Source organism: Hungatella sp. SB206 (assembly GCF_051132295.1).
Taxonomy (GTDB): domain Bacteria; phylum Bacillota; class Clostridia; order Lachnospirales; family Lachnospiraceae; genus Hungatella; species Hungatella effluvii.
Genome location: NZ_CP096603.1, coordinates 7,049,782 through 7,072,485 on the forward strand (window position 1 = coordinate 7,049,782; position 22,704 = coordinate 7,072,485).

The following is a 22,704-nucleotide window of genomic DNA, read 5'->3' on the forward strand; positions in this document are numbered from 1 at the left end:
GCGGCTGTTTATGAGGAAAGTTTATCACAGGGCAGAGGGGAATTGCAACAGGTAAGAAATTATGGAATCAAAAAAAATCAGGAAGAAATCCGTCAAACAAGATTTCTTCCTGATTCTCATCACTGTCCGTCAGCCGGGCAGAGATAAAATCCCATCCCTTCCCTGATATACGGAAGGTATTTTCTGTCCTTCCCGGCCACCTGTCCAATCACATTCACGCGCGGATCAGAAGGCATGTCAACCCTGCAAATTTCAAGCTCTCCCATGTACCGCAAATACGCTTCATTGGCAATACATATCTTTCCAGCCAGCCTCTGGCCGGAAAGCTCTCCCGCTGTGTCTGCCGCAATGACCCGGTCCCTGCAGTTAAAACGGGATTCCTTGGATCGGATCACATATTCGCTGGAATCCGGCCGGTCATGATGGATTATCGCTCTTTCGAATTCATAACCGGGCAGTATATCCGCATGCAGGGCCACGTATCCTTTGCTCAGCGCAGCCAGCTGCGTCCATACCTCCTCCGTCACATCGTTGTCGCCCACCAGAACAATATCGGAATCCGACTGGTACAGCTCCAGCATATGAAGAAGCACCTTATCCCTGGAAAACCGATGTTCCTCCACCGTGGGAAGGCCTTCACAGAGAGGGCCGCGCAGCTCGGAATTCCCCGGAACAAATGCCATCGTGGTAAAGCCAAGGATTTTGAGCCTTTGATTCATCTCCTTTACACGGTCAAGTGACAAACCGGTATATGGTTTCGGGTAGTAATTGTGGCAGGCGGCAAAGCGGGTAAAATCTGCCCCTGCCGCCGCCCAGTTCTGAATATCTTCCTGTGAAATTGTAGAGGCGTTGAAAACGATATGAAATTTTTCCGAAAGCGCGACCGTTTCCTCTGCCGTAAATCCAAAGTCGAGACGGATATAGGTAATCCCCAGTGACAGCAGTTCATCGAAGGAGGCGCAGCCCAGCTTTTCTAAAGTAACCGGGCTGACATCGACAATCAGATTGATTCCTGCATCTCTGCACTGCTCCAAAAGCTTTCTGGCATCTCTTCTATAATCGATGCCCGTCTCCTCCGGGATATGCATGGAGGTAAACGCGTATCTGATGCCGGCTTTCCGGGCTTTCCTGATTATCGCCTCGTTCTTTTCCACGCCATTGCTGAAATAGAGTGATATTCCTGTTTTCATAAATTTATTCCCCATAGACTTCGTTGATCCGCTTCTCATCCACACCAAAGAACCAGGTCAGAATGAAACCTCCGGCGTAAGCCGCAGCCATAGCGATAATATATGGAATCTGCTGTCCCGGCTTTACGATCAGCAGGCCGAACAGCCCCGATACCCCCTGGGATACGGTTCCCAAATGAAACAGTGCGGAGAGAACACCGCCGACACCGGCGCCTAAACAGGCGGTAATAAAGGACTTACCAAGCGGAAGCGTTACTGCATACATGAGCGGCTCGCCCACGCCCAGGATACCTACCGGGATCGAATCGCGGATATAGCCTTTCAGCTTTTTGTTCTTTGTCTTAAAGTAGAGAGCCAGACCTGCGCCTACCTGTCCGCCGCCCGCCATCATCAGAATGGGAAGAAGGTAGTTGATGCCCTGCGTCGCGCCGGCGGGGTCATTTAACATGGCATGGATCGGCGTCAGCGCCTGATGAAGCCCGACCGCAACCAGCGGAAGGAAGCCTGCCGAGAGGATATATCCGCCCACAACACCGAGTTTTTCATATACAAATGTCAGCACAGTATAAATACCAGATGTCAGAGCCGCGCCGACCGGCTGTATGATCAGAAGGATCACAAGGCCGCCGATGATTAATACGAGCAGAGGACTGATAAACGTATCGATCAGATCAGGCATAATCTTACGGATGTGTTTCTCTAAGAATGCGAAAAATACGCCTGCGATCAGAGCGGCAAGCATACCGCCTGCGGCCGGGTTGAACACATTACCGGTGATCGGCAGAAGGATCTGCGCGTCGTTATATTTGGCTAAAAGCGGCATCGCAGTATTGGCGATACACATAGCGCCCGCAATTCCTCCCAGAGATGCGGAACCGCCGAATTCTCTTGCGGCGTTGTAGCCGACCAGAATTGGCAAATAGGCAAACAGAGCCCAGCCCATGGTGCGGATGCATTCATACCACCAGATTCCGCTGAGCGCGCCGCCTGTGGAAACATTAACAACATTGCTGATTCCGTTGATTAAACCCGCTGCGATGATGCCCGGAAGAAGCGCTACGAAAATATTGGCAATCTTCTTCAAAAAGTTCTGGAGCGGTTTATCGTATTTGGCCTTCTGCGCGGCTTTGTTTTCCTTAGCCAGGTCCTCCACGTTTCCGCCGGCGGAAGCCGGGGCGTCTGAGACTGCACCCTTGGGCAGCCCTGTCAGCTTGGAGAACTCCTCCAGCGCCTTATTAACCTTTCCCGGCCCCAGGATAATCTGAAGCGTTTCCGATTCCACGACGCCGAGCACGCCTTCCACTTTTTTAATTGCTTCAATATCTACAATGCTTAAATCTCTCACGCTGATACGCAGACGGGTCATGCACGCGGCATTGCCCAGAATATTGTCTTTTCCGCCAAGCAGCGAGAGGAGCTTTTCACTCAATTCCCTGTAGTTCATATAGTCCCTCCTGTTTCAAAGATCAGACGTTCTGTCCGATTGTCAATTATGTGTTATAAAGCATTCCTTACATGACCGCCGGCCGCATCCAGATGCGTCTTCGCTTCCTTCGCACCGCAGCCCAGCAGGATCATGACTATGGCCGTTTTAACATGACCGTCAGCCTCTGAAAGAGCGGCTTTCGCCTCTTCTCTCGTACAGTCCGTGGCAGCCATGGTGATATTTTGAGCCCTTACGACCAGCTTCTCGTTGGTCTGCTGAACGTCCACCATGAGATTCTGATATACCTTTCCGAATCCCACCATACTGCCGGTTGATATCATATTCAGAATCATTTTCTGGGCAGTACCGGCCTTCAGTCTTGTAGAACCGGTCAGAACTTCCGGGCCTGTTACCGGCTCGATAGCAAGCTTCGCGGCCCTTCCTACTTCTGACTGCCGGTTGCATGCGATTGCGACCGTTTTGCATCCGATGGAATCAGCGTATGCGAGACCATGGATCACATAGGGAGTCCTTCCGCTTGCGGCGAGACCGATCACGATGTCATTTTTGTTGAGAGCCAAATCCCTTAACTCCTGTACCCCCAGGGTCTCACTGTCCTCCGCGCCTTCCACCGCCTTTACGAACGCCCCTTCACCGCCGGCAATCAGACCAACTACCAGATCGGGAGACACTCCAAAGGTGGGCGGGCACTCAACGGCATCCAGAACTCCCAGCCTGCCGCTGGTTCCTGCTCCCATGTAAATGATTCTTCCGCCGCGATTTAAGCTTTCGGTCGCCCATTCGATCGCTGTTGCGATCTCCGGGATAACCTCTTTTACGGCTATGACGACATTGCCGTCTTCCTCATTCATCACGGCCGCCAGTTCAGCAGGAGTCATCTGATCTAAATTCATGGTTTTATCATTTCTTGTCTCTGTTGTCAGCTTTGTCAAATCAAGCATTCTAATATTCCTCCAATGGTTTTTGAATATGTGTTTTCGGAAAACTCCTCATGCAGCTCTCATAATGTTTATTTACATAGGCTACATAGAGGATATCTACCATGTTTAATTGTGAAATTCTGGACGACATGGCTCCGCTGCGCAGAATCAGTTCCGTAGCGGCCACGGCCAGCACGCAGTCCGCCTCGGCCGCCAGCTTGGAATCAGCGGCCCTCGTGAGCACGATAACTCTGGCGCCGTTGGCTTTTGCAGCCTTGGCACAGGTGATCATCTCCTCCGTCAGTCCGGAATAGCTGATCACGATACCGAGATCGCCCCTTTTCATGGTTCTTGCGGCCAGCAGCTGAGCGTGCCAGTCGTCGCAGATATTACACAGTTTCTCCACACGTATCAATTTTAAATACAGGTCTCGTGCAACAAGTAAGGAGGAACCGAGTCCAAACAGCTGGATAATCCTGCTCTCTTCGATCATTTTGACGCAGGTGTCAATAATCTCCGGTTCTACCAGCTTTCTTGACGTCTCAAGAGACTCGATGTTTTTTCGTGTAACCTTTTGAATAATGTCCTCTGTCGACGGCGTAGGGATGATCTCCTGAACAGATATCTCCCTGCTGTCCTTAAACAGAGCATTTTCGTATACAAGCGCATGCTGGAAATCGCGGTATCCCGCGCAGCCCAGTTTTCTGCAGAGTCTGATAATGGTCGCCGGCGACGCATAGGCCAAATCTGCAAACTCGTGTATACTCTTTCCAATCACCATATCCGGATGATTCAAGATGATTGTTACTGCATTCTTTTCCGCTGCGCTTGCCTTGACCTGATAGTCTTTCAGACGCAGCAGCAATCCTTTTGCTGCCATATTTCCTACCTCTCCTTCATCATAGTATATGAAATAATTGTGTCAATTATACGGGATTGTTATGAAATTTTATTGCATATTATGATTGGTTTTATGTGAAATTTCAATGGAAAGTTTCGGATTTTTAAGAAATGGAAAAGAAAATACCGCCGGCAGACCACTCCTGCCGGAAGGACTTTTCGATATCACAGGAGGACTCTTTGATAACACAGACGACTTACTTGTAAAACAAAAAGACCGGACTCCTGCAAAACTGCAGACCTCCGGCCATCAAATAAAAAGAGCGCGAGACGGGGATCGAACCCGCGACCCCAACCTTGGCAAGGTTATTTACTGCATTTAATAGGAAGTAACACACGCAAAAAGTGGCTTAAAATCGAGGTTTTTCAAAAAGTATGTAGCGTATAATACCATTTCAAACACATATCAACTTTAAGCAAAACTTTAAGCATTTTTTAATAGCGAAAATAGTGATTTAGCTATCGTTGGAAACGTTAATGGTATGGAATTCGGCACTGACGGCGAAAAAAGATATTTTGTTTTTAAACATAACGATGGATCAAAATCGTCACTGGAATTTTATAATAATGGTGTCAATCTGGTAAGGTATGATCCTAAAACAACACAATGGGAAATTATATGGTCAATACCAGTAACGGTCAAATATAACTTTACCAACGAAAAGACGTTCTTTAAAGGGCGCCTTTTTCGCTGGTAAATTAAGCTATTACACCGTATCCGGCAGCTCCGTGTACCACACTTCCATAGCTCCATTCTCTCGACTATGCCAGCACGCGCCCTCATACGGTCCGCCCGCCGTCGGGTCAAAATAATACCAATCCCCGGAACCGTCTTCAGGATCGCATACGCTGCCGTTCCACCGGTGCCAACTCGTGCACATGTAACCGTCTCCATTAAACAAGTACCAGTGATGATTGATAACCTCCCACTTATTCGCCGGATACGTTCCATCTGGCCTGCGATACCACCAGCCGTTAGAGGTGTTAATCCAGCCCGTCCGCTCCTCCACCGGCTCCCAGGTGCGCATAAACTCATCCGGATTGCGATACAACCGCTTAATACCGGCCGTAGTGCTGCCCCAGTCTGCGAGCTGGAAATGCGGCTTGTCTACCGGGCTTTTCCAGTTACCGCCCCATTCAAGCCCCAGGGAGACGCCGATCTTACCCACCTTAGTGAAAAATCCGTCGTTATCATAGTATGCGCCGCGGCCATCATTCCGGAAGAAATCGAAGGCAGTTCCCCACTGGTGATAGGAACTGTAACTGCTACCCGGTGCATTGGTCACAATCGGCCCCGGCTTCGTGCGGCCCTGTGCATATAATGCGTCCTGCTCCGCTACAGTCCGCAGCGTCTCACCGATCTTAATCTTAAGCCCCTGCTTATTGCATTCTTCGACCAATTTCCCCGCAAGCGCCTGAAGCCGTGGATGGCATAATGTAATGTCTCTCATAATCTTACCTGTCCTTTCATTAAAAAAGGCCTGGGAATCCCCAGGCCCAAAATCTTGTGACATCACAAGTTGTGATATTACAACCGTTGCGATATCGCAACAGCTCCGGCTCTAACCCTGCCGGCCGGTAGATACGCGGATCATCTCCGGCGTTAACGGCCGCCTCCCTGATAATCTGTATTGTCGATCTTATCCTTAAGTACAGATATATATTTTAATAGCCATTCAGGCACGTCAGCGCCCATTCTGCCGGCGTTTTCGATGATGGACAGCAACTCATTAAGCAGATACCAAACGGCCACTAAAAGCCCGAAAAACGTGCTTGCAGGCATAGTCATGCCCAGTGTACCGGATACCGTAGTAAACACATAATCAACTATCATAGCCACGGCAATCACGCATAGATATCCAACCTTTTTAATGATTCCCTTCGCGCCTTTCTTGCTGCTCCACCCATAAGTGGGATCTTCGGGGTAATCCATTGCTTCCCGCTTGCTTGCCAACATGCCGGTTACGTAGTCCACAATCATCATTGTAGCTAGCGCACAGAGTACCGGAAAAAGAATTCCCAACTTGTCACTTAAGAAGGCAACGGCTGCCGCCATTGCCCCCTGAATCGCAATATATGCTTTTCTCATCTTACACCTCCGGATTGTCCTTCAACCATTTTTCTGTTTTGGCCCTCCAAAAATTAGGGATCTCATCAATCGTAATAACACCGCGCCTGATCCGCAGCCCGTAAAATGCACCCATTATACTGCACCTCCTTCAGCCAGCGTTCCCACGGCTGCGCCAAGATCATTAATAGCACCGTCCTGTACTGCCATGCCTGTCTCCAGCGCGTCCAGACGCTTCTCCTCGGCGGTTTTCTCACGCAGGCTATACGTTGTAAGGACGGCGCCATCAGTAGCGATTACGGACGTCTCAGACACAAGCACGAGATCAGTATAATTTCCTACCACGGTACCGTCTCCGTTTTTGATCTGTACGGTTGTGAGATTATCTGGTGTCAATGCCTCCCATGTTGCCACCATAGCCGCCCGATCAGCCGCCGCCACCTGTAAGGCTCCCAGGCTTGCGCCTGCCTCCAGTTCAATAATAGTTCCATTTTTTAAGATCATAGTGTCCTTCATATACGGACTCCTTTCTCCCTTTTCGGGTATAAAAATAAGAGCCTTTCAGCTCTGATTAACGAGTTTCTTATTCATTTAAAAATAATCATTTATGTTCCAATCACAATATACTGCATCCAGATTTTGCTTTGATATTCAGGCTTAATATCGTTGCTGTCGAACAAAAGAGCCAACGAGTTATTATTACCGCTATTAGTGATTGATCGTACTGCATATGATCCGGACATAGGCACTGCCATGCAACGATAAAGGCTTTCTCCGCTGTATCCTTCTGGAAATACAAGGCTTGCCTGTCCATTAAAATTGACACCACATTCCAATGCACCAAATTGGATTTTAACATTTCCGATCTGGAGCTTGTTGTACTGAGCTGTGATAACACTGCTGTCAAGTTTACCCGCTAAATCACTATTTAACTTAGTAATCTTTTCATCGAGGGACTTCCCCATCGGACCGCTTAATACGGTTGTGGCGTCCGTCGCAAGAAGATTATTTACGATCTTACTTTTCTCAATGAGTTTTGTCATGACCTTATCGGCGATCGCGTCAATTAGTTCCTGAGATGTCACACTTGCTCCTGCGGTCCCCAGTACTCCGCTCGTATCATTTGCAGTAATCGCGGAAAGCGCCTCAGCGGCGAATCCTCTCGCCATATATTTCCAGTTCGCGCCTGCGGCTGGTGTTACGCCTTGTAAATTATCTTTAAGAGCACTCCATGTACTCCCGTTGTAGTATACCACATCACCTATTCGATATGTGGTACCTGACGCATACGTACCGCGATCTACGAAACCTATGCGCCCTAACTCTGTATATCCTGCTGGTGCTGCCATTTAAGTATTACCTCCTCTGTCTTTGTAATATAATCTTCCATCCGAAACTACAAAATCGTACAACACATTCGGCTTTCCTATATATAATGTTGATGTTTCTGGATCAAAATACAGGTCCGGCGGATCACCTCGTGGATACGTATTTTCTGTAATATACGTTTTAATATTTTCCCATAGCCGGGATACTCCCCGCGCTGTTAAAGGCTTTTGCATAGGGGCACCCCCATTATACGCATATTGCGTCTATCTCTGCATCAGTCATCGGGTCCGCCCACGTTCCGTCCGCACATAATACCGCATCTTGCTTTCCAGATGCAGGAGCCGGGACTAATCCAGTTCCGCCAGCTGCGGATGCTGTAGCGCCTTTAAATGCGGAATAAGTTGTATTAGCGGGTGTTTGATATGTTCCGTCAGCCCTCAAAAACTTTGTCTGTGATCCTGCTGGCGGAGCAGGAACATAGCCAGCGGCACCAGCGGCTGAGGCGGTCGCGCCCTTCATGACAATGGGTTTCGTATCTGTAAATACTGCATTTGCTGGCACATCTTTCTCAACTGTATGCCCTCCAACCGTTGCCGCATTACCACCGTTTGCGGGCATCGACGTAGGTTTATTTTTAACAAATGCGTCGGATGCAGTATCCGTCACATTCCAGTCAGACTGTACATTCTGTTCTGCATTTGCTGGAGCGTGAGCTGTCTGGCTGTGGTCATATGCAGTTTTCCCACGATCTCCACGGAAAGCAGTACTGGCCGTCTCACCTAACGCGATCCCCTCATTGACTTGCGCATACGCTGTACCACTCCACCGGTATTCTCTCATGTTGTAATTTCCAGTGGTCAGCACAATATAAATCTTTCCGCTTTCCGGAGTCAGCGCCGCCCCTTCTGAAGTAAGTGACAACCACCCTGATGAAAACGCTGTAGCTCCAGTTACAATATATGAATCGATTACATCATCCACATAAGATGGCAACTGAGCCGCCGGAACATGGCCGGAATCGTCTAATTCTGCCACGCCTCCAGCTACTCCCTTCTGTGCCGATGGAATTGCACCAACGTCTCCAGCCGCAAGCGTTATATCTGCTGACAGTGCCTTATTATTAACCTTGCGCGTCGTCGGTACCTTTCCGCTTAAAGCTGTATTAACAACCTTATTTTGTACCGGATTTGTGGATGAACTGGATAATGCGCTGTCTACAGTCGTGTTATGCAGTTCATTCAGTTTTTGTTTCTCCGCAGTTGTATAATCCTCTGTAGATAATCCTTTTCCAGATACCTTAGCAACATAACCATCTTTTACATGGTTTTTCATATTGATCCAGAGTCTTGCTATATTTTCAGCGGTTACACGTTTTCCCATTTTTATACTCCTCTCATACACAAATATTATCGATCTCTTCGTCGGTTAATGGCTCAAGATTAGATTCCATTGTGGCCCACTCCGTATCATAATCGTTTTCACTTGCTTTCACTAAGGTCTGACCGGATTCCCCTCCCTTTGGAAGTAACCGGCTGTAATCCTTATACTCTGGTAATACATAGTTGTCCGGCTGCGGTCTGCTATCTACAGTCATTTTAATAGACAGGATTGTCTCACCGCTTGCCGCCGACCTCACATATACATACGCGATAATCTCCTCCGGATTCTGGAGCATAATATCGGGAATCATTGCATGATTGCTTTTCAGATATGCAATACTGGACAGCTTCCCCTGATAGTAATTGATTTCCGTGTCGTCAGGAATCTCAAGTTCAGCGCATTCAATCGCAAGTTCCTGACCATAATCCCACTGTGTAAGCCCGTATGCAGATGTAGTACAGTAGCCCGAGAATTTTGCTACAATCATCTTTCGATTCACTCCCTCCTTATGCCGTTATTTTCCAATACAGGATAGAATCAACAACCTTAAAATCAACACCAATACCAGCCTTCATATACAGGGTTGATGTTTCTGGATCAAAATAAAAACCAGGTGCTATAATCTGTGAATACTGCGCGGCTCTGTCTGCGTCATTTTTAGCATTATTCGCATGGGTCCCGGCCTGTCTGCTGTAATACTCACTGTTATTGGTATTCTCTCCCTCTCTGCTTCCAGTACCTCCGACCGCCCAGCTCTTTGCGGTTGTGGCGCTTCTGGTGGAGTTTGTTGCCTGATCTGTGGCACTGTCAAGAATATCGTCAGCATGATTTAGCGCTTCGTTCGCTCTTGCTGTGGCAGCGTTAGCATTGGTTACAGCATTATTCGCCGTAGTAATTGCACCGTTAATTTTAACAACCTGAGCCGCTACGTTTGCAATAGCATCTTCTCCATCCTTATTTACCTTTTCAGCTAAGGATATCATGGAATTTCGTACGTCCTTACCTTTTCGTGCGATTCTGAAATCTTGTATCTCCTTACTTATATCTGCCATGTCTTCACTTCCTTTCAGGCATGCAAAAAAGAACGCCTATTTTCAAGCGCTCTTTTGCTGGTTTTCCTATTTTAAATTGTAGCACATTTGGGTGTGACAAACGTGACAATTTACTTGACACAGAAAAAGAGCGGGGAAATTATCCTCGCTCTCTGTAATTTTTATTATTCATGGCTTGTGCACGCCGGCACGTACTGAGTATCCAGCCATGCCAGAAATTCGGGATTGTCTGAGTTGACTACTCCATCAGCTCCGGTTGTCAGGCCATCGTAATATTCGTAGCCCTCCATTAATTCTCCATATCCATTAAAGGCGTATAAAACATCATCTATTTTCGTTACTCCCAGCGGGATGGTCTTATCATCAAACTCGAATGACCATATTCCTTTTTCGCTCTGAGTCCACTTCCCAGAATATGTGTCCCTCTTTTTTACAACACCGGTTCCATCATCCCCATTTACCGCCCACTGTGGAAGCAGTCCCATATTGAATTTTCTCTCAATATGTTCTCTCTTTAGTTTATCATCCTTAGTTGTAAACTGTACACAATGCTCGTCATTAAGCCACGTCCATTCATATGATGAATTTTCCTCTTCATTCAGCGGAGATTTACGTATGAAATCACCATTAACTACATCAGCCATAGCAAACGAACCAAAAAGCAAACTAAATGTTAAAACAATAGTCAGTAAAGACATTTTTTTAAACATTTTATATTTCACCCCTTTCTGACTATATTATATCATCTATATACCTTCGGTTCAACCCTCCAATCCATCTATTCTATCCCTCAAATCTCTTACTCTGCCATACAAATCCTTAAACATATCTAGTGCAGACATATTTTCCGTCCAAGGATCATCGAAAATTATATCTCCTGTGACAATACCACTATAACCAACACGGGTTATCATTCCATCTCTTTTTAATTCAAGTGCTGGCCCTGTTCCATCAAATTCTTGAGTAGATAATACAATAGAATTACCTGCATCTTTACTATATATAGTCATGTCAGAAATGCCAAACCCATTAATCCATGCATAATTTTCAGTAATCAGCACATTCCCTATATTGATCTCACCAGAATTTATAATCACTGATCCGTCGCTGTCCACCTCAAATGTACCATTACCGATATTAATCCTGCCGCCTATAATTGATGATCCTTTGATGGTACTACCCTCAATAATGCCAAGAAGCACATGCAAGCCGGTCTTATCCCATGTACCGATCACCTCGCCCTGTGCATTCTTAACGGTAATGCTCCCATCTTTCGCCAGGCCAGCGCCGCCCACCTCGAGAATGCCGCCGCGAATTCTGTCCGCCAGCATCGTACCGGATGTTATGAAATCAGCCACAAGATTACCATCAATCGTCCAGGCATTCCGGTATGGTCCATTTATGCCGGTTGTAGAAAAGCCAAGGCCGTTCTGATTAAGCTGAATCACATGGGTAGCCGTGTTCTTATCCGGCGTGTTCATCACCAGGATTCGCCATGGGTGGATTTTCTTACCGGTAACGGGGTCCTCGACGTCCAGAACCACATACCCACCAAGTCCGCCAGTAATCAATGAGGTGGCATTCTCCACCTTACGCCTGATCTCGCTCGAGGCAGATTCCCCTACCTTCTTTATGGAATTTGATAGTTCCACCTGCTTACTTACATTTGCAGCTGTGAATGTCTTTACGGTTGATCCAAGGGATATACTCCCTTTTTTCGGATCGTCAAGATATAGGTCAAGCCTCGCAAGCAGCATATCTTTCTTAACCCCGTGGGGCTTGCTCTCCGCGGTTGTCCACCGGCCAACCTTAAACCTACGGATATCTACCCCTGCATAATTAAGATCAAGAGCCTTAACGGTTAGTGTATCCGGTATGTTGGTCAGTTCCTTAATCAGTGCTTTCGCCTTTTCAAGTAGTACGGAAGGCTCCGTTACATCAGCCCATTGATAGGTGACTGTTATGATTCCATATTCATCAACCACGCTCTGATCTGCCGTAATATAATCGCTTCCGTCATTCACAGACGTGATATCAACGGTTTTTGTCTGCACTTCCCCGTTCTCGTCTTGGTACTCCACTTCCGCGCCATAAGGTATTAACCGCGTAGCGATTTGCGTTGCGTCTTGGTATTTCGTCAGATCAAGCAGATTCACTCCGAAACGTATCTTCTGCTCATTGTATCCGCCATGGTCATAGGTGTAATTAAGATACTTCTTACCATCCTTATACTCCACGTACAGGCAGCCCCCATACTTGCTTATCAGATAGGTATTAACCGTGTTCCATGTGTTTTCCAGTTTTGTGCTTTCCCGCTTAATGTTGGATTCATCATCGATCACATTCACGGTTCCAAGCAAGAACTGTTTTCTTTCCTCCACCTGACGATTATGGTTATCAATCAGGTAGGCCAGGAAATCACGGATATTACCAGTATGGGAAAATGGGCGTTGGATACTGTCAATCAAGTACCCCATGCTTCCCTCACACACAATCTTTTTCACGTTGTAAAAGTCTGCCTCGTCCGATATAGCGCGGCCCTCATAAAGTATCTCCCCGTCTTCAATCACTCGTATAATAGATTTCAGTTTCTTAATCGTATTATAATACTCATGCGTTGGGGGGATCATAAATTCTAATTGCCCCGTCTTATTAATGGTTAATACAAGGCGTGGCTCCAGCACTCTTAAAACATCACTTTTTTGGTCATGTATGTGGTATATATGACCGTCTACGATATTCTGTATCAGATACATTATAAGCTACCTCCACGGTATATTACCGTCACAGTCCCGTTCCCGGAAAACTGCATTCTATATTCTCCACTTCCAATCAAAATGTCGGTGATATAATTCAATCCGGCGCTTAAGGCATATTCAACGCCTTCAAACAGTACTTTCATAGCGGCAGAGCATTCTATTTTAGGGATAACCGGCATTGGGCTGCCATCAACCACGAGATCGTATGTACCATTCACCGCTATGCTCCCATACTCCCGGATCACTCCGGTTTCGAAATCGAATGGGTCCCATAGCCAATCTTCATCCGATGCAAGCAGGTCCAATTTGTACGGCTTGCAGTCAAACGTAAGAGTAATCTTACCATATCTGCGATTACTCTTTTCATATTCGCACTCTCCCCGGCCATCATAGTAATATCCCTCATCAAAATCGAAAATCAACTTCACAGGCTTACCATGAAGGTAATTACTGATATCACTGATTCTCGCGGCCCAGTTACTATATCCCTTATCCTCAAAATCACATTCCACCTTTATTTTCCGGTTCTCATACCGGGTTCCGAAATAGTCCGTCATATCAACGTAACCATCGGCGCCCGGTATGTCAATAAGGCTCTTTTTCACTTCCGGAAGGCCTATATTGACCGAAATAATACGTAGCCCGAAATCTCGGTAAGAATGCTTTTCGTCATTAAACGTGATCCCTATAGGCATTACATAGCACCTCTCTCCCCAGTCTTCGCCGCATTACCAAGACTTTCATTTACAGGTTCGGAAACGATATTTCCGACCTTTTTGTTATCCATATACACACCGGTTTTCTCCATGGCCTGGCCCATCTCGCGGCCCATACGCTTGTAGTCAATCGCATAGCCAGGGCCGTACCCCTCGTTTCCGTAGCTGGCCGCAGGTATTGCCGCTGTTCCCGTAACGTATCCAGTTCCGGCAAGTGCTGCATCTACTGCATTCCCTGCCGTTACCGCGTCTATGGCGCTTCTCATGGCATTACCAACGACTTCTGACATGGCTGTGTATAGATTCCCGGCCATAGAATTAATACCTTCGATCATTTCAGTGATCGCGGTTTTCCCCAGTTCCTTCATGTCCGTAGGAAGCGTCTGGACCGCTCCTAACACATTCTGTGCAATTGCCTTGAATTTGTCCATATTCTCGGTTGTTCCGGAAGCTTCCTTTACTGATCCGGCCATGGCGGAGACCAATTCAACCGCATTTTGAACCGCGGTAAGCTTCATTACCTCAAGCGGCTGGTTCAGCGATACCCCCAGCTCCAGCATAGAATTCGTGTATTCCTGTTGGTACTTCGCAAGCTCCGCAGAAGTTTCTTGTTGCATCTTTGTAATCTGCGCTGCAATATCCTGCCGCATCGGCTCCAACTCTTCTACGGCCTGTCTTCTGGCAAGGCGATTTTTCGATCTGAAAAGATCAACATACTCATCTAACTCATCGTCACTCATTTCAGTAAGCAACTGGATTTCTGCCGCCGCCTGCGGGCCAAGGTTCTGCAATTCTGCCAGAAGTTCCTTCCCAATTCCGCGGCCGCTTAAATCGTCTAAGTTGTTTCTCCACTGCTCTAGCCCGTCAACCTGTGACCGGAGATTGTTCAGGAGATCATCGGATGATAATTCTGTATCTGCGGAAAATTCGTCAAAGAGTCCAAACGCCGATTTTATTTCGTCCGCTCTCTGGCTCACCGCATCTTCATACTGTTTGTTCAGATCGAGAATCTTATCGTTTAAGTCCTCGTATGCTTTTGCGACATTATCGGTGTACTTCTCTTCCGCCTGAAGCATCTGGTTTTCAAGCTCTTTCTTCGCCGCGAAATATTCCTTATCCGCGTCAATCCTTGCTTGTGTCCCATCTTTTACCTGTTTTCTGGCCTCATCCCAGTATGCCGCTTCTTCCGCAAGTGTAAGACCATTGTATACCTTGTAGTTATCCAGCTTCTTTTTAGCCGCCTCAAGAATGGCCTGCCCGATCTCGGCCGCGCTGCTCTTCGCATACTTCTTATTCCTTACAATTCCATCTGCGATACCTAGTGCAATATTACGCCCAACCTCGTCACGAAATACTCTGGATGGGGAATGGATTCCAAGCAGATTTTTAAGTCCGTTAAGTGCTGACTCGCCTACTTCTTTTGCTGCATCAACAACGGCTCCCACCGCGTTTTTCAGACCGTTTGCAATGCCGTCCACAATATCTTTTCCGATCTTTTTCCAGTCAAACTCGGAAAATGCTTTTTTGATCGAATCAAATATTTCCGGTATTTTACTCAGTACTTCCGGTATTCCCCGTATAAGTCCTACCGCCAGTTCACCGATTAACTCTATACCTTTCTGTAATAATTCCGGCAGGTGGGAGGCTATTGTGGCAAGTAGTTGAGCAAGTATAGAAGCGATAGAGGTGATAATCGCGGGTAAATTATCAACAAGCCCTCGCGCAAGCTGTCCAATCAGTTTTACACCCGATTCAAGAAGCTTCGGAAGTGCTGTCATAATCGCATCAACCAGTCGGTTTAAGATATTGCCGGCCGCCGATATAACGGAAGGGATATTTTTTAATAACCCCTCTACAAATTTCCCGCACGCCTCCAGTCCCTTGCTTACAACGTTTGGGAATCCAGTGGAAATTCCGGAAAGCACATTGTCAAGGAGTGTCTTCCCCTGCGCCTGTAGCTGTCCAGAATTTGACTTTAACCCATCGATTATTCCGGTTATGATCGACCAACCAAGGGAGGCCACTGATGGAATCAACGAAATGATTCCCCGCAAAATCGCCATAAGCAGCTTTGCCCCTGCCTCCATAAGCTGGGACATATTATCGTCCAAGCCTTGTATCAGCAAGTCGATGAACGAGACCGCAAGTTCAATGAAGGCCGGAAGCTGTTCTATAATCCCGGTTGCGATATCGGTTAATAGGCTTGACCCCATCTGCATGAACTGATCCGCACTGCCCTCAAATTCCTGCCATAATTCCGCTACTACCAGAGGTAATGTTTCGGCCAGTCTCGGAACAATTTCGCCTAAATTCTTTCCTACATTGCGTGCGAAAGTGGCAATTGCATCCGCCAATTCCTGGGCGCTTCCTGAACCATTCAAGAAATTGTCAAAGGCTGCTTTTGCAGCATTCATTGATCCTTCTATGGTAGTAGATGCTTCCTTTGCGGTGGTTCCGGTTATATCAAGTTCTCCCTGAATTACATGGATAGCTGAATACACATCGTTCAGGTTACTAATATCATATTTTATGCCCGATATTTTGCTGGCATCTTTAAGTAGGCGGTTCATTTCCTCCTTTGTTCCGCCATACCCCAGCTTCAGATTATCCAGCATCGTGTAATTCTGCTTCGCGAATCCCTGATATGCATTCTGGATAGAGGACATGTCCGTTCCCATCTTGTTGGCGTTATCAGACATATCTACCATTGCCATATCTGCAATCTTTGCCGCTTCTGCTGTGTCCCCGGCCACACTCTGTAATAAGGAGGCGGAGAAACTGGTAACACTCTGCATATACTCATTAGCAGATAAGCCGGCAGTCTTATAAGCATTATTAGCGTTTTCTATGACTGTCTTAGCATTTTCTTTAAACAGCGTTTCCACGCCGCCCACATTCTGTTCCAAACTAGCTACGGAACTTAAAGCAGCCTTAGACATACCTCCGAAAGCGGCGGTGATACCTCCAATCGAGGCACCAAGAACCGCAAGGCCGCCTTTTGCAATGCCCCCAAGCTTTTTGATTCCGCTTGAAAATCCTTTTTCATCTATTCTGGTGTTAAAATTCAAATGACCATCAGAAGCAAATAATTGTAAATTCAAATGAGCCATACTACTCCTTTCGCAGTAGCACGGCTCACAGGCTCACATATGCTATATCTTGATCTCGAATTCTTTTTTGCACTCTTTGCATTTCATGTACAGTCCCGTGCATCGTGCTGTATTATCGTACAGGACCGCATTCTTGCCACAATAAGGGCAAGTATACCATTTCCGCATGATAGGCGGCTTAATGATCTTTTTCATTACCAGAACATACCTCCAATCTCATCATCAGATGGGACCGGCTGCGGAAGCGCAATTTTTCTCTGTATCCTCAATATCCGGTTCCGTTCTTCCACATCCTTAATCCGTGATGCATCGGTATTCCGGTACATGACACGCTGCTTAAACTCCGTGTCGGATGAGAGGCCGTCTAATAGTATCCGGAACTTCCACCAGTGCATGTGTGCTTTCGTTAAATCAATCCGGTAATCGTGCCAGAAACCCGCGATAATGCAGCGCGCGTCATATCGAAAATCATACAACGGTTTTATATTCGCCGTTTCTTCCTCTTCCTCTTCCTCATAATCAGCCTGATAACTCTCATCTTCTGCTTCAGTCATCTTAAAGAAGTCTATCAGCGGTTTACAGGCATTTGCCTGATCCACAAAGGGAAGAGGATCACAATAGAACAAGAGTATGGACTCGAATTTTTCTTCCGGCCCATACTCATCATCTTTCAAAAGGTCAACAAACCTTAGCCAGTCCTTAAAATCCGTTACAATCTCACGATGCTTACCGTTTAGCATCACCGAATTGGGATATCTGTCATAGATGAGGTTCACTTATTACCGCCACCATTCCGGTTATGCCGTCTCTGCTGCCTGTTCTGATGCGGTGCATACTTATTAAGCATCTGGCCTCTGCGCTGCATGGCCTCCTGATTACTGCGCCGTGCGGCATCAATAAAAGCCGAATAGGCTGCGTCACACATACCAGCATTTACTTTTCCCTCAAACATCTTTCCAGATGTCCCTTTTCCATAAATACAATCAAACAGGTTAAAAAACAGCCCACAGTATCCGCGTATTACCTCGCTTGTTGTGCCCGCCTTCTGCACTCGTTTTTCTTCCTCTTCCATCTGCTTAAACGCATTTTCGTAACGTTCTGCAAAATCCGCATCCTGTAAATCCACCTCAAACTCAAGATTGTTATAACTCCACTTCTGGCTCATAGGCTCACTCCTCTTTGTTATTGTTTAGATGTGACGGTTGCAATACCGGCTTTTCTGGCCTTATTCCCTGTGCATTCTACAACAAGGATTTTTTGCCCATTTGCAGCCGTAATATCTGCTGATCCATCCCAAGTCTGCATTTCGCTGCAATCCGTATCATAAGCAGGAAGGGAAACATTTGTTCCTGTCTTATATCGGTATGTATTATCTGGCTGCTTTGCTGGGGTAACCGTTAATTTAGTAGTCCCAGAACCAGAACCCGCTACGCTGTGCACAGTTAATTCCCCCAATTCATGAGCCTGACCTTCTACAAATGTTACTGTCTGCCACTTATCGGAAGAAGTTGCAGTTCCCAGTATCATTTCTCCGATCGCCCGAAAATTACCAGAATAGATTAATGCGTCATTTCCATCACCGGTAGTATCCGGAATAACCGCATAGGTACGCTTTCGTGCGACCTTCGTTTCCCCCTCGGCAAAAAGATCTACCGTTACGATCTCGACATAAGCATCTGATCCGGTATATTCACCATCGGTAATCTCTGCAATCTTTTCATGCGTTGAAAGCGGGCTGTGACGGTCAAAACTATAACCGATCTGTGTTGCATATCCAACCACATCAGACCGCTCGGAATCCTCATCTACGTACGTTCTTGTGTACTGTTTCGGGCTTTTGGATTCAGACATAGATGAAAAGCCCTGCATGCGCACAAACTTAGGTTCTTCCCCGGTTCCGACGTTCATGAAAGCGACTCTCTTAGACCGCTTTACCAACTTTGCTTCATTAATTTTGTCAACTGTTGCCATGTTGTTTCCTCCTATTCATAGAGTAATCTTAATTGTATCTGATATCTTGCAAGGTCCCCGTCCGAGTCGAAAAGATAATAGCTCGATATCATGACATTCGAAATAGCTGAATATCCTTCCAGTTCCGGAAGAATATCATTATCGTTTTGATCTTCTACCCAATTAGACAAATTCTGATAAAAATATGAATTGTCTATCATGGTACGGGCGTCTCCGTCGTAAGCTTCTTTTGACGTGAAAGAGTATTGGAATTGATATACCTTCCCTCCGTCCACGTATTCTTTGTATACCGGATCAGCCGGTATTGGGTCCAGGCTGTACGCTCGACTGTTGGGGAGATAATCAATATTAAATTCCCCGTCGTGCAAGAATGGACACTGCATGAAATATTTCCTGAGTGCGCCTATAATAGACTCATTGTTAATTGTTCGCAATGATCTTTTCCGCCCCCTTCCGAATCGTCTCGCCTTTCGCGGTCTTCATACGCTCAAACCATAGTTTACCGCGGTTTCCGTTGTCTCCGTGGTTCTCATAATACTGCCGCCGCGCATACGGGGCCAAGTACTCTATTTCTGCACTGCCAATTACGGTTCCAAGCTGCGCGGACTTAATCATGTACCCGGTTCTTCGTGGCGTCATCGGGTCCATGTACCGCAGGCACTCAGAATCGACAAACTCCTGTGCCTTTGCAAATCCTTTTGATTTCTGCTGACCGAATCCCGGCGCCCATTCCAAGTGCGCGGTTACACTGCCGTTGCTGCTCTTCTTCTGATACAACTCTCCGCGTGGCGTGGATATCTGAAAAACCCTTTTCTGTGCCATTAAATACCACCCACTCTCCAGTGCTGCAAGCTGCCAAAACGATTATCAGACCATGATGTGATTTTAAACACCTGATACAGTTCCTTCTGCAAATCAGAAGGCTTTTCTATTTCCTTCGCTATGGCTCCACGCGCTATATAGTCATCGTTCTTTAAGGTCCATGTATTTTCCTTGCCTGTGTACTCTTCCGGCGCAACATAATGTGATCCGGAAAACTCCGCATCTACTGGTATCCTAACTTTAAAGGAATCCGCAGAAGCAAGGCCGCCGTCTGTTACGCTGACTTTATTATCAACATAGAACCACGCCTTTTTTATCACTGTCCTGCGCCATTCTTTCAACCGTGTATCAGGATTCAGGAAAGAGTTATAGACCGTAATATCCGCATTTGTGGTCATTGTGACACCTCACCTTTCGATTCAGCCAGCCAGTAGGCAGCAGATACATATACACAGCATCATAAGCCTTCCGTCTAACCGCTTCTTCCGCCGTCTGGCCGTCTGTCTGTTCCACTACATAAGACACAGAATAGCCGTCATTGTTCTCAGACCGAACAGGGCCAGCCTTTCCGTCCGCCTTTCTCTGCTCCTGCTCCTGTTCGGCCACATAATACACATCTGCCGCTGCACAGACCGCATCCTTTACCATGTCATTCGGTATGGAAAATATGTCACCATTCAAATGGGTAAGGTATCGGATGTACGCTTCTGCCTTGCGTTTAGCTGCCGGGAATGCTTCTTCCGGCATTTTTCCACCATACTCGGCCCGATAATATTCATAATCCACATACATCCTGAATCCCCCTATTCCATGGCGCCGCTTGCTTTCAGCCCATCAATGATTGACTTTATTGCAGATGCGCATGTTTCTGCTGTTGCTCCTGAAACGTTAAATGTCACAGCAGGTGCCTTCTTGACTCCACCGATAGCATCTGTTTTCGCCGCAGGCAACGTATATCCTTCCCCACTAGGCCAGTTATCCGCCAATTTCTGTACTAATTCAGCAATCTGCCCGTCAGTAGGGGCAGATGATTTCCCTGTAACCTTCTTATAGAGATTTTTTAATGCATCTGTAATCTGCATACACAATCCTCCTATGCGTTCTTCAGGATAGCAAACGGGCATCTCTTGTTTTTATCAGTCTGGACCGAGTTGATTGGGTTGGGAATTTCCCATCCCAGCCTCATGACCGCCCTAAGAGCCACCATGTCATTCTGCATCAGGTTATAAGCAATCGAGCCATCCGTGTTCTGTACAATACCCTCAGTAAACAGCTTAAAGGTAATATCCTGACGGATTGCATATACCATCTGATTGAAGTCTCCCGAGATCATCAACGCTTTGGACTTATCGAACGCTCCGTTGTTCGGGAAGTTCATCGGGCTGCCGTCCAGAGAATATGTAGTACCGCTCTGCATATCAGACTTAAAAATTGGATTTCCCGTCGAATCCCGCAAACCTCTCAGCTTCGCCCTCATGGAAATATCAGCCATATGGCCGCTTACAAAGTATCCGGAATCCTCTACCTTCGCAATTACGCCGTTCTCGGCCATAATCTTATCATACAGGGAATCACCTTCGGCAAGCGTTACAACTGCATTCGCTTTTGTTGCTGTAGCAACAAGGCCATCTCTCCAAGAGGTGGGCTTGTTAACATTGAAAAGGATTGCTTCATCGATCAACTTACCGAACGCTTCAACGATCCGCGGTTTCACCTCTCCCCAAATGTCATAATCCGAATCATCGAGCACAGCTTCCGGAATCGGGACGATAACGGCGATTTCTTCCGCTGTAATGACCTTCTTATCCCACTGCTGTTTCGTGGTCTTTTTGGATCCGGTATCACCGTCCACAAAGTAGGCAATCGGAAGCATGTCAAGCACCGGCATCTTATAGGTTTTTGTGGACATGTTGGGAAGCTTACGGCTCCTTGCAAGTACTGTAGACTGAGTAACTACACCCTGAATAATTTCCCTGGCCTTCTCTTCTGGAATCAGAGAATCTGATCCGTTTCTGTCGATAATCAATGCATCATTTGAAAAAATCTGTAAATCGAACTTATGTCTCATATTTGACCTCCTTATCGTCTGGCTGCCATTCTAATGGCATTGTTAATATAGTCGTTCGTGTCCTCAGAAGCTCCGGCGCCGCCTGTGTGTGTCGAGGTTGTCACCTTGTATGACGTCTGGCCTGTAAACCTCGGATTTTCTTTAAGGAATTCCGCTGCCGCCTTGTCAAATGGAAGCTTATCTGTAACCTTCTGATTTACCTTAAACAGCACATAATCGAGATCCTCTGGTTTTACGCCCTTGTCCCGCAGAATCCCGCTATTCTTAAGCTGTTCGAGTTCTGTTTTATATTTATCCCGTTCGAGTTCAACCGCAGAAATGTTAGGCTTATTCTTTTCCTTATTCGTCTTGTAATCTTCCATGGCCCGTTTTACTTCGTCCTCGCTAAGTCCGTGCTGCTCAAAGTAAGATTTCAAGGCCGCTGCCTCTGCTCTCTGTGCTCGCGCTGTGGCGATCTCCTCCGCCTGCTCGAATGTGTAAGTTGCTGAACCACCGGCGTTCTGGCCGCCGTTACTATTTCCGGCTGTCGCGTTTGTTGCTGCGCCCGCTGCTGTGCCGCCTTCGCCGCCGTCTGCGAAAAGCTGTAAATTGATTCTCTTTTTCATCTTAATACCTCCGTTTTAAGTACGTTAACTATTCCGATGCTTTTTAAGCCTTCACGTTTCGGGCATGATTTTTAAACGTATGTGATGCAACCATATTCCTGATTAATTAAGCATATCCCAAGAAACCAGGCGTCAATAATCGTCTTCCCCTTATCATTGATCCGCTGCCATCTGACGGATATGTTTCCTGTATCCATGACGGTTTTAAAATCTCCTTCAGCCAAAGCATTCAGGCTTTCGGCAAGCGTCAGGGTAAGCGCAGATACCGCAGCACATACCAGATCACGCCCAGGCGGCGCAAATCCGGCATGTCCTTTTACAGATATCTCATTCTCTCTTACCATTACCTGTATCATAATCCCCCTCC

General features: G+C 46.8%; 25 protein-coding genes and 1 tRNA gene. All 26 read right to left on the reverse strand.

The window, feature by feature from the left end; translation table 11 throughout:
* Positions 1 to 119 precede the first annotated feature (119 nt).
* The gene (locus tag M1L66_RS31460; RefSeq protein ID WP_434689602.1) at positions 120 to 1,190 is read right to left on the reverse strand and encodes a MupG family TIM beta-alpha barrel fold protein; all 1,071 of its coding nucleotides are present in this window, start codon (positions 1,188 to 1,190) and stop codon (positions 120 to 122) included.
* A gap of 4 nt (positions 1,191 to 1,194) precedes the next feature.
* On the reverse strand, positions 1,195 to 2,634 hold the full coding sequence (locus M1L66_RS31465) for a PTS transporter subunit EIIC (protein ID WP_055659146.1): 1,440 nt from the start codon (positions 2,632 to 2,634) through the stop codon (positions 1,195 to 1,197).
* Positions 2,635 to 2,687: 53 nt separating this feature from the next.
* Positions 2,688 to 3,578 (reverse strand): N-acetylmuramic acid 6-phosphate etherase, encoded by an 891-nt coding sequence (murQ, locus tag M1L66_RS31470; protein WP_434689603.1) that lies wholly within the window; start codon positions 3,576 to 3,578, stop codon positions 2,688 to 2,690.
* Between the two features lies 1 nt (position 3,579).
* Positions 3,580 to 4,437 carry a MurR/RpiR family transcriptional regulator gene (locus M1L66_RS31475; protein WP_055659149.1) on the reverse strand — a complete coding sequence of 286 codons (858 nt, stop codon included), beginning with the start codon at positions 4,435 to 4,437 and terminating at the stop codon, positions 3,580 to 3,582.
* Between the two features lie 282 nt (positions 4,438 to 4,719).
* Positions 4,720 to 4,797, reverse strand: a tRNA-Ser gene (locus tag M1L66_RS31480).
* A gap of 367 nt (positions 4,798 to 5,164) precedes the next feature.
* A complete protein-coding gene (locus M1L66_RS31485; protein WP_434689605.1) occupies positions 5,165 to 5,908 on the reverse strand; it encodes a M15 family metallopeptidase in 744 nt (247 codons plus the stop codon).
* A 152-nt stretch (positions 5,909 to 6,060) separates the two neighbouring features.
* Positions 6,061 to 6,546: a phage holin family protein gene (locus tag M1L66_RS31490; RefSeq protein ID WP_187023822.1), complete on the reverse strand. Its 486-nt coding sequence runs from the start codon at positions 6,544 to 6,546 to the stop codon at positions 6,061 to 6,063.
* A 114-nt stretch (positions 6,547 to 6,660) separates the two neighbouring features.
* Complete coding sequence (locus tag M1L66_RS31495; RefSeq protein ID WP_434689607.1) at positions 6,661 to 7,041, reverse strand: hypothetical protein; 381 nt, start codon at positions 7,039 to 7,041, stop codon at positions 6,661 to 6,663.
* A gap of 89 nt (positions 7,042 to 7,130) precedes the next feature.
* Positions 7,131 to 7,874: a hypothetical protein gene (locus M1L66_RS31500; RefSeq protein WP_434689609.1), complete on the reverse strand. Its 744-nt coding sequence runs from the start codon at positions 7,872 to 7,874 to the stop codon at positions 7,131 to 7,133.
* Positions 7,875 to 8,100: 226 nt separating this feature from the next.
* Positions 8,101 to 9,234 (reverse strand): hypothetical protein, encoded by a 1,134-nt coding sequence (locus tag M1L66_RS31505; protein ID WP_434689610.1) that lies wholly within the window; start codon positions 9,232 to 9,234, stop codon positions 8,101 to 8,103.
* Between the two features lie 13 nt (positions 9,235 to 9,247).
* A complete protein-coding gene (locus tag M1L66_RS31510) occupies positions 9,248 to 9,721 on the reverse strand; it encodes a hypothetical protein (protein ID WP_412300214.1) in 474 nt (157 codons plus the stop codon).
* A 19-nt stretch (positions 9,722 to 9,740) separates the two neighbouring features.
* Positions 9,741 to 10,286, reverse strand: coding sequence for a hypothetical protein (locus M1L66_RS31515; RefSeq protein WP_412300212.1), 546 nt, complete (start codon positions 10,284 to 10,286; stop codon positions 9,741 to 9,743).
* Between the two features lie 164 nt (positions 10,287 to 10,450).
* Positions 10,451 to 10,996, reverse strand: coding sequence for a hypothetical protein (locus M1L66_RS31520; RefSeq protein WP_118042803.1), 546 nt, complete (start codon positions 10,994 to 10,996; stop codon positions 10,451 to 10,453).
* Between the two features lie 51 nt (positions 10,997 to 11,047).
* Positions 11,048 to 13,042 carry a phage tail protein gene (locus M1L66_RS31525; protein ID WP_412300211.1) on the reverse strand — a complete coding sequence of 665 codons (1,995 nt, stop codon included), beginning with the start codon at positions 13,040 to 13,042 and terminating at the stop codon, positions 11,048 to 11,050.
* Positions 13,042 to 13,740, reverse strand: coding sequence for a distal tail protein Dit (locus M1L66_RS31530; RefSeq protein ID WP_302819170.1), 699 nt, complete (start codon positions 13,738 to 13,740; stop codon positions 13,042 to 13,044). The genes M1L66_RS31525 and M1L66_RS31530 overlap by 1 nt, the downstream gene beginning before the upstream one ends.
* Complete coding sequence (locus M1L66_RS31535; RefSeq protein WP_412300207.1) at positions 13,740 to 16,862, reverse strand: hypothetical protein; 3,123 nt, start codon at positions 16,860 to 16,862, stop codon at positions 13,740 to 13,742. The genes M1L66_RS31530 and M1L66_RS31535 overlap by 1 nt, the downstream gene beginning before the upstream one ends.
* Positions 16,863 to 17,065: 203 nt before the next feature.
* On the reverse strand, positions 17,066 to 17,647 hold the full coding sequence (locus tag M1L66_RS31540) for a Gp15 family bacteriophage protein (RefSeq protein WP_412300205.1): 582 nt from the start codon (positions 17,645 to 17,647) through the stop codon (positions 17,066 to 17,068).
* Positions 17,644 to 18,036: a DUF6673 family protein gene (locus M1L66_RS31545; RefSeq protein WP_118042809.1), complete on the reverse strand. Its 393-nt coding sequence runs from the start codon at positions 18,034 to 18,036 to the stop codon at positions 17,644 to 17,646. The genes M1L66_RS31540 and M1L66_RS31545 overlap by 4 nt, the downstream gene beginning before the upstream one ends.
* A gap of 17 nt (positions 18,037 to 18,053) precedes the next feature.
* Entirely contained in the window at positions 18,054 to 18,842 is a 789-nt protein-coding gene (locus M1L66_RS31550) for a hypothetical protein (protein ID WP_182284260.1), read from the reverse strand.
* 420 nt (positions 18,843 to 19,262) lie between these two features.
* Positions 19,263 to 19,664: a hypothetical protein gene (locus M1L66_RS31555; RefSeq protein ID WP_412300202.1), complete on the reverse strand. Its 402-nt coding sequence runs from the start codon at positions 19,662 to 19,664 to the stop codon at positions 19,263 to 19,265.
* Positions 19,664 to 20,062, reverse strand: coding sequence for a DUF6751 family protein (locus M1L66_RS31560; protein ID WP_118042812.1), 399 nt, complete (start codon positions 20,060 to 20,062; stop codon positions 19,664 to 19,666). Before M1L66_RS31560 ends, M1L66_RS31555 begins: the two co-directional genes overlap by 1 nt.
* Complete coding sequence (locus M1L66_RS31565) at positions 20,031 to 20,456, reverse strand: hypothetical protein (RefSeq protein ID WP_118042813.1); 426 nt, start codon at positions 20,454 to 20,456, stop codon at positions 20,031 to 20,033. The genes M1L66_RS31560 and M1L66_RS31565 overlap by 32 nt, the downstream gene beginning before the upstream one ends.
* An 11-nt stretch (positions 20,457 to 20,467) precedes the next feature.
* A complete protein-coding gene (locus M1L66_RS31570) occupies positions 20,468 to 20,746 on the reverse strand; it encodes a head fiber protein (protein ID WP_182284262.1) in 279 nt (92 codons plus the stop codon).
* A gap of 11 nt (positions 20,747 to 20,757) precedes the next feature.
* Positions 20,758 to 21,732 carry a phage major capsid protein gene (locus M1L66_RS31575; RefSeq protein WP_412300199.1) on the reverse strand — a complete coding sequence of 325 codons (975 nt, stop codon included), beginning with the start codon at positions 21,730 to 21,732 and terminating at the stop codon, positions 20,758 to 20,760.
* Positions 21,733 to 21,743: 11 nt separating this feature from the next.
* Positions 21,744 to 22,337, reverse strand: a complete 594-nt coding sequence (locus M1L66_RS31580; RefSeq protein WP_412300197.1) for a hypothetical protein — start codon at positions 22,335 to 22,337, stop codon at positions 21,744 to 21,746.
* A gap of 71 nt (positions 22,338 to 22,408) precedes the next feature.
* On the reverse strand, positions 22,409 to 22,693 hold the full coding sequence (locus tag M1L66_RS31585; protein ID WP_118042817.1) for a ribosomal-processing cysteine protease Prp: 285 nt from the start codon (positions 22,691 to 22,693) through the stop codon (positions 22,409 to 22,411).
* Positions 22,694 to 22,704: the final 11 nt, after the last annotated feature.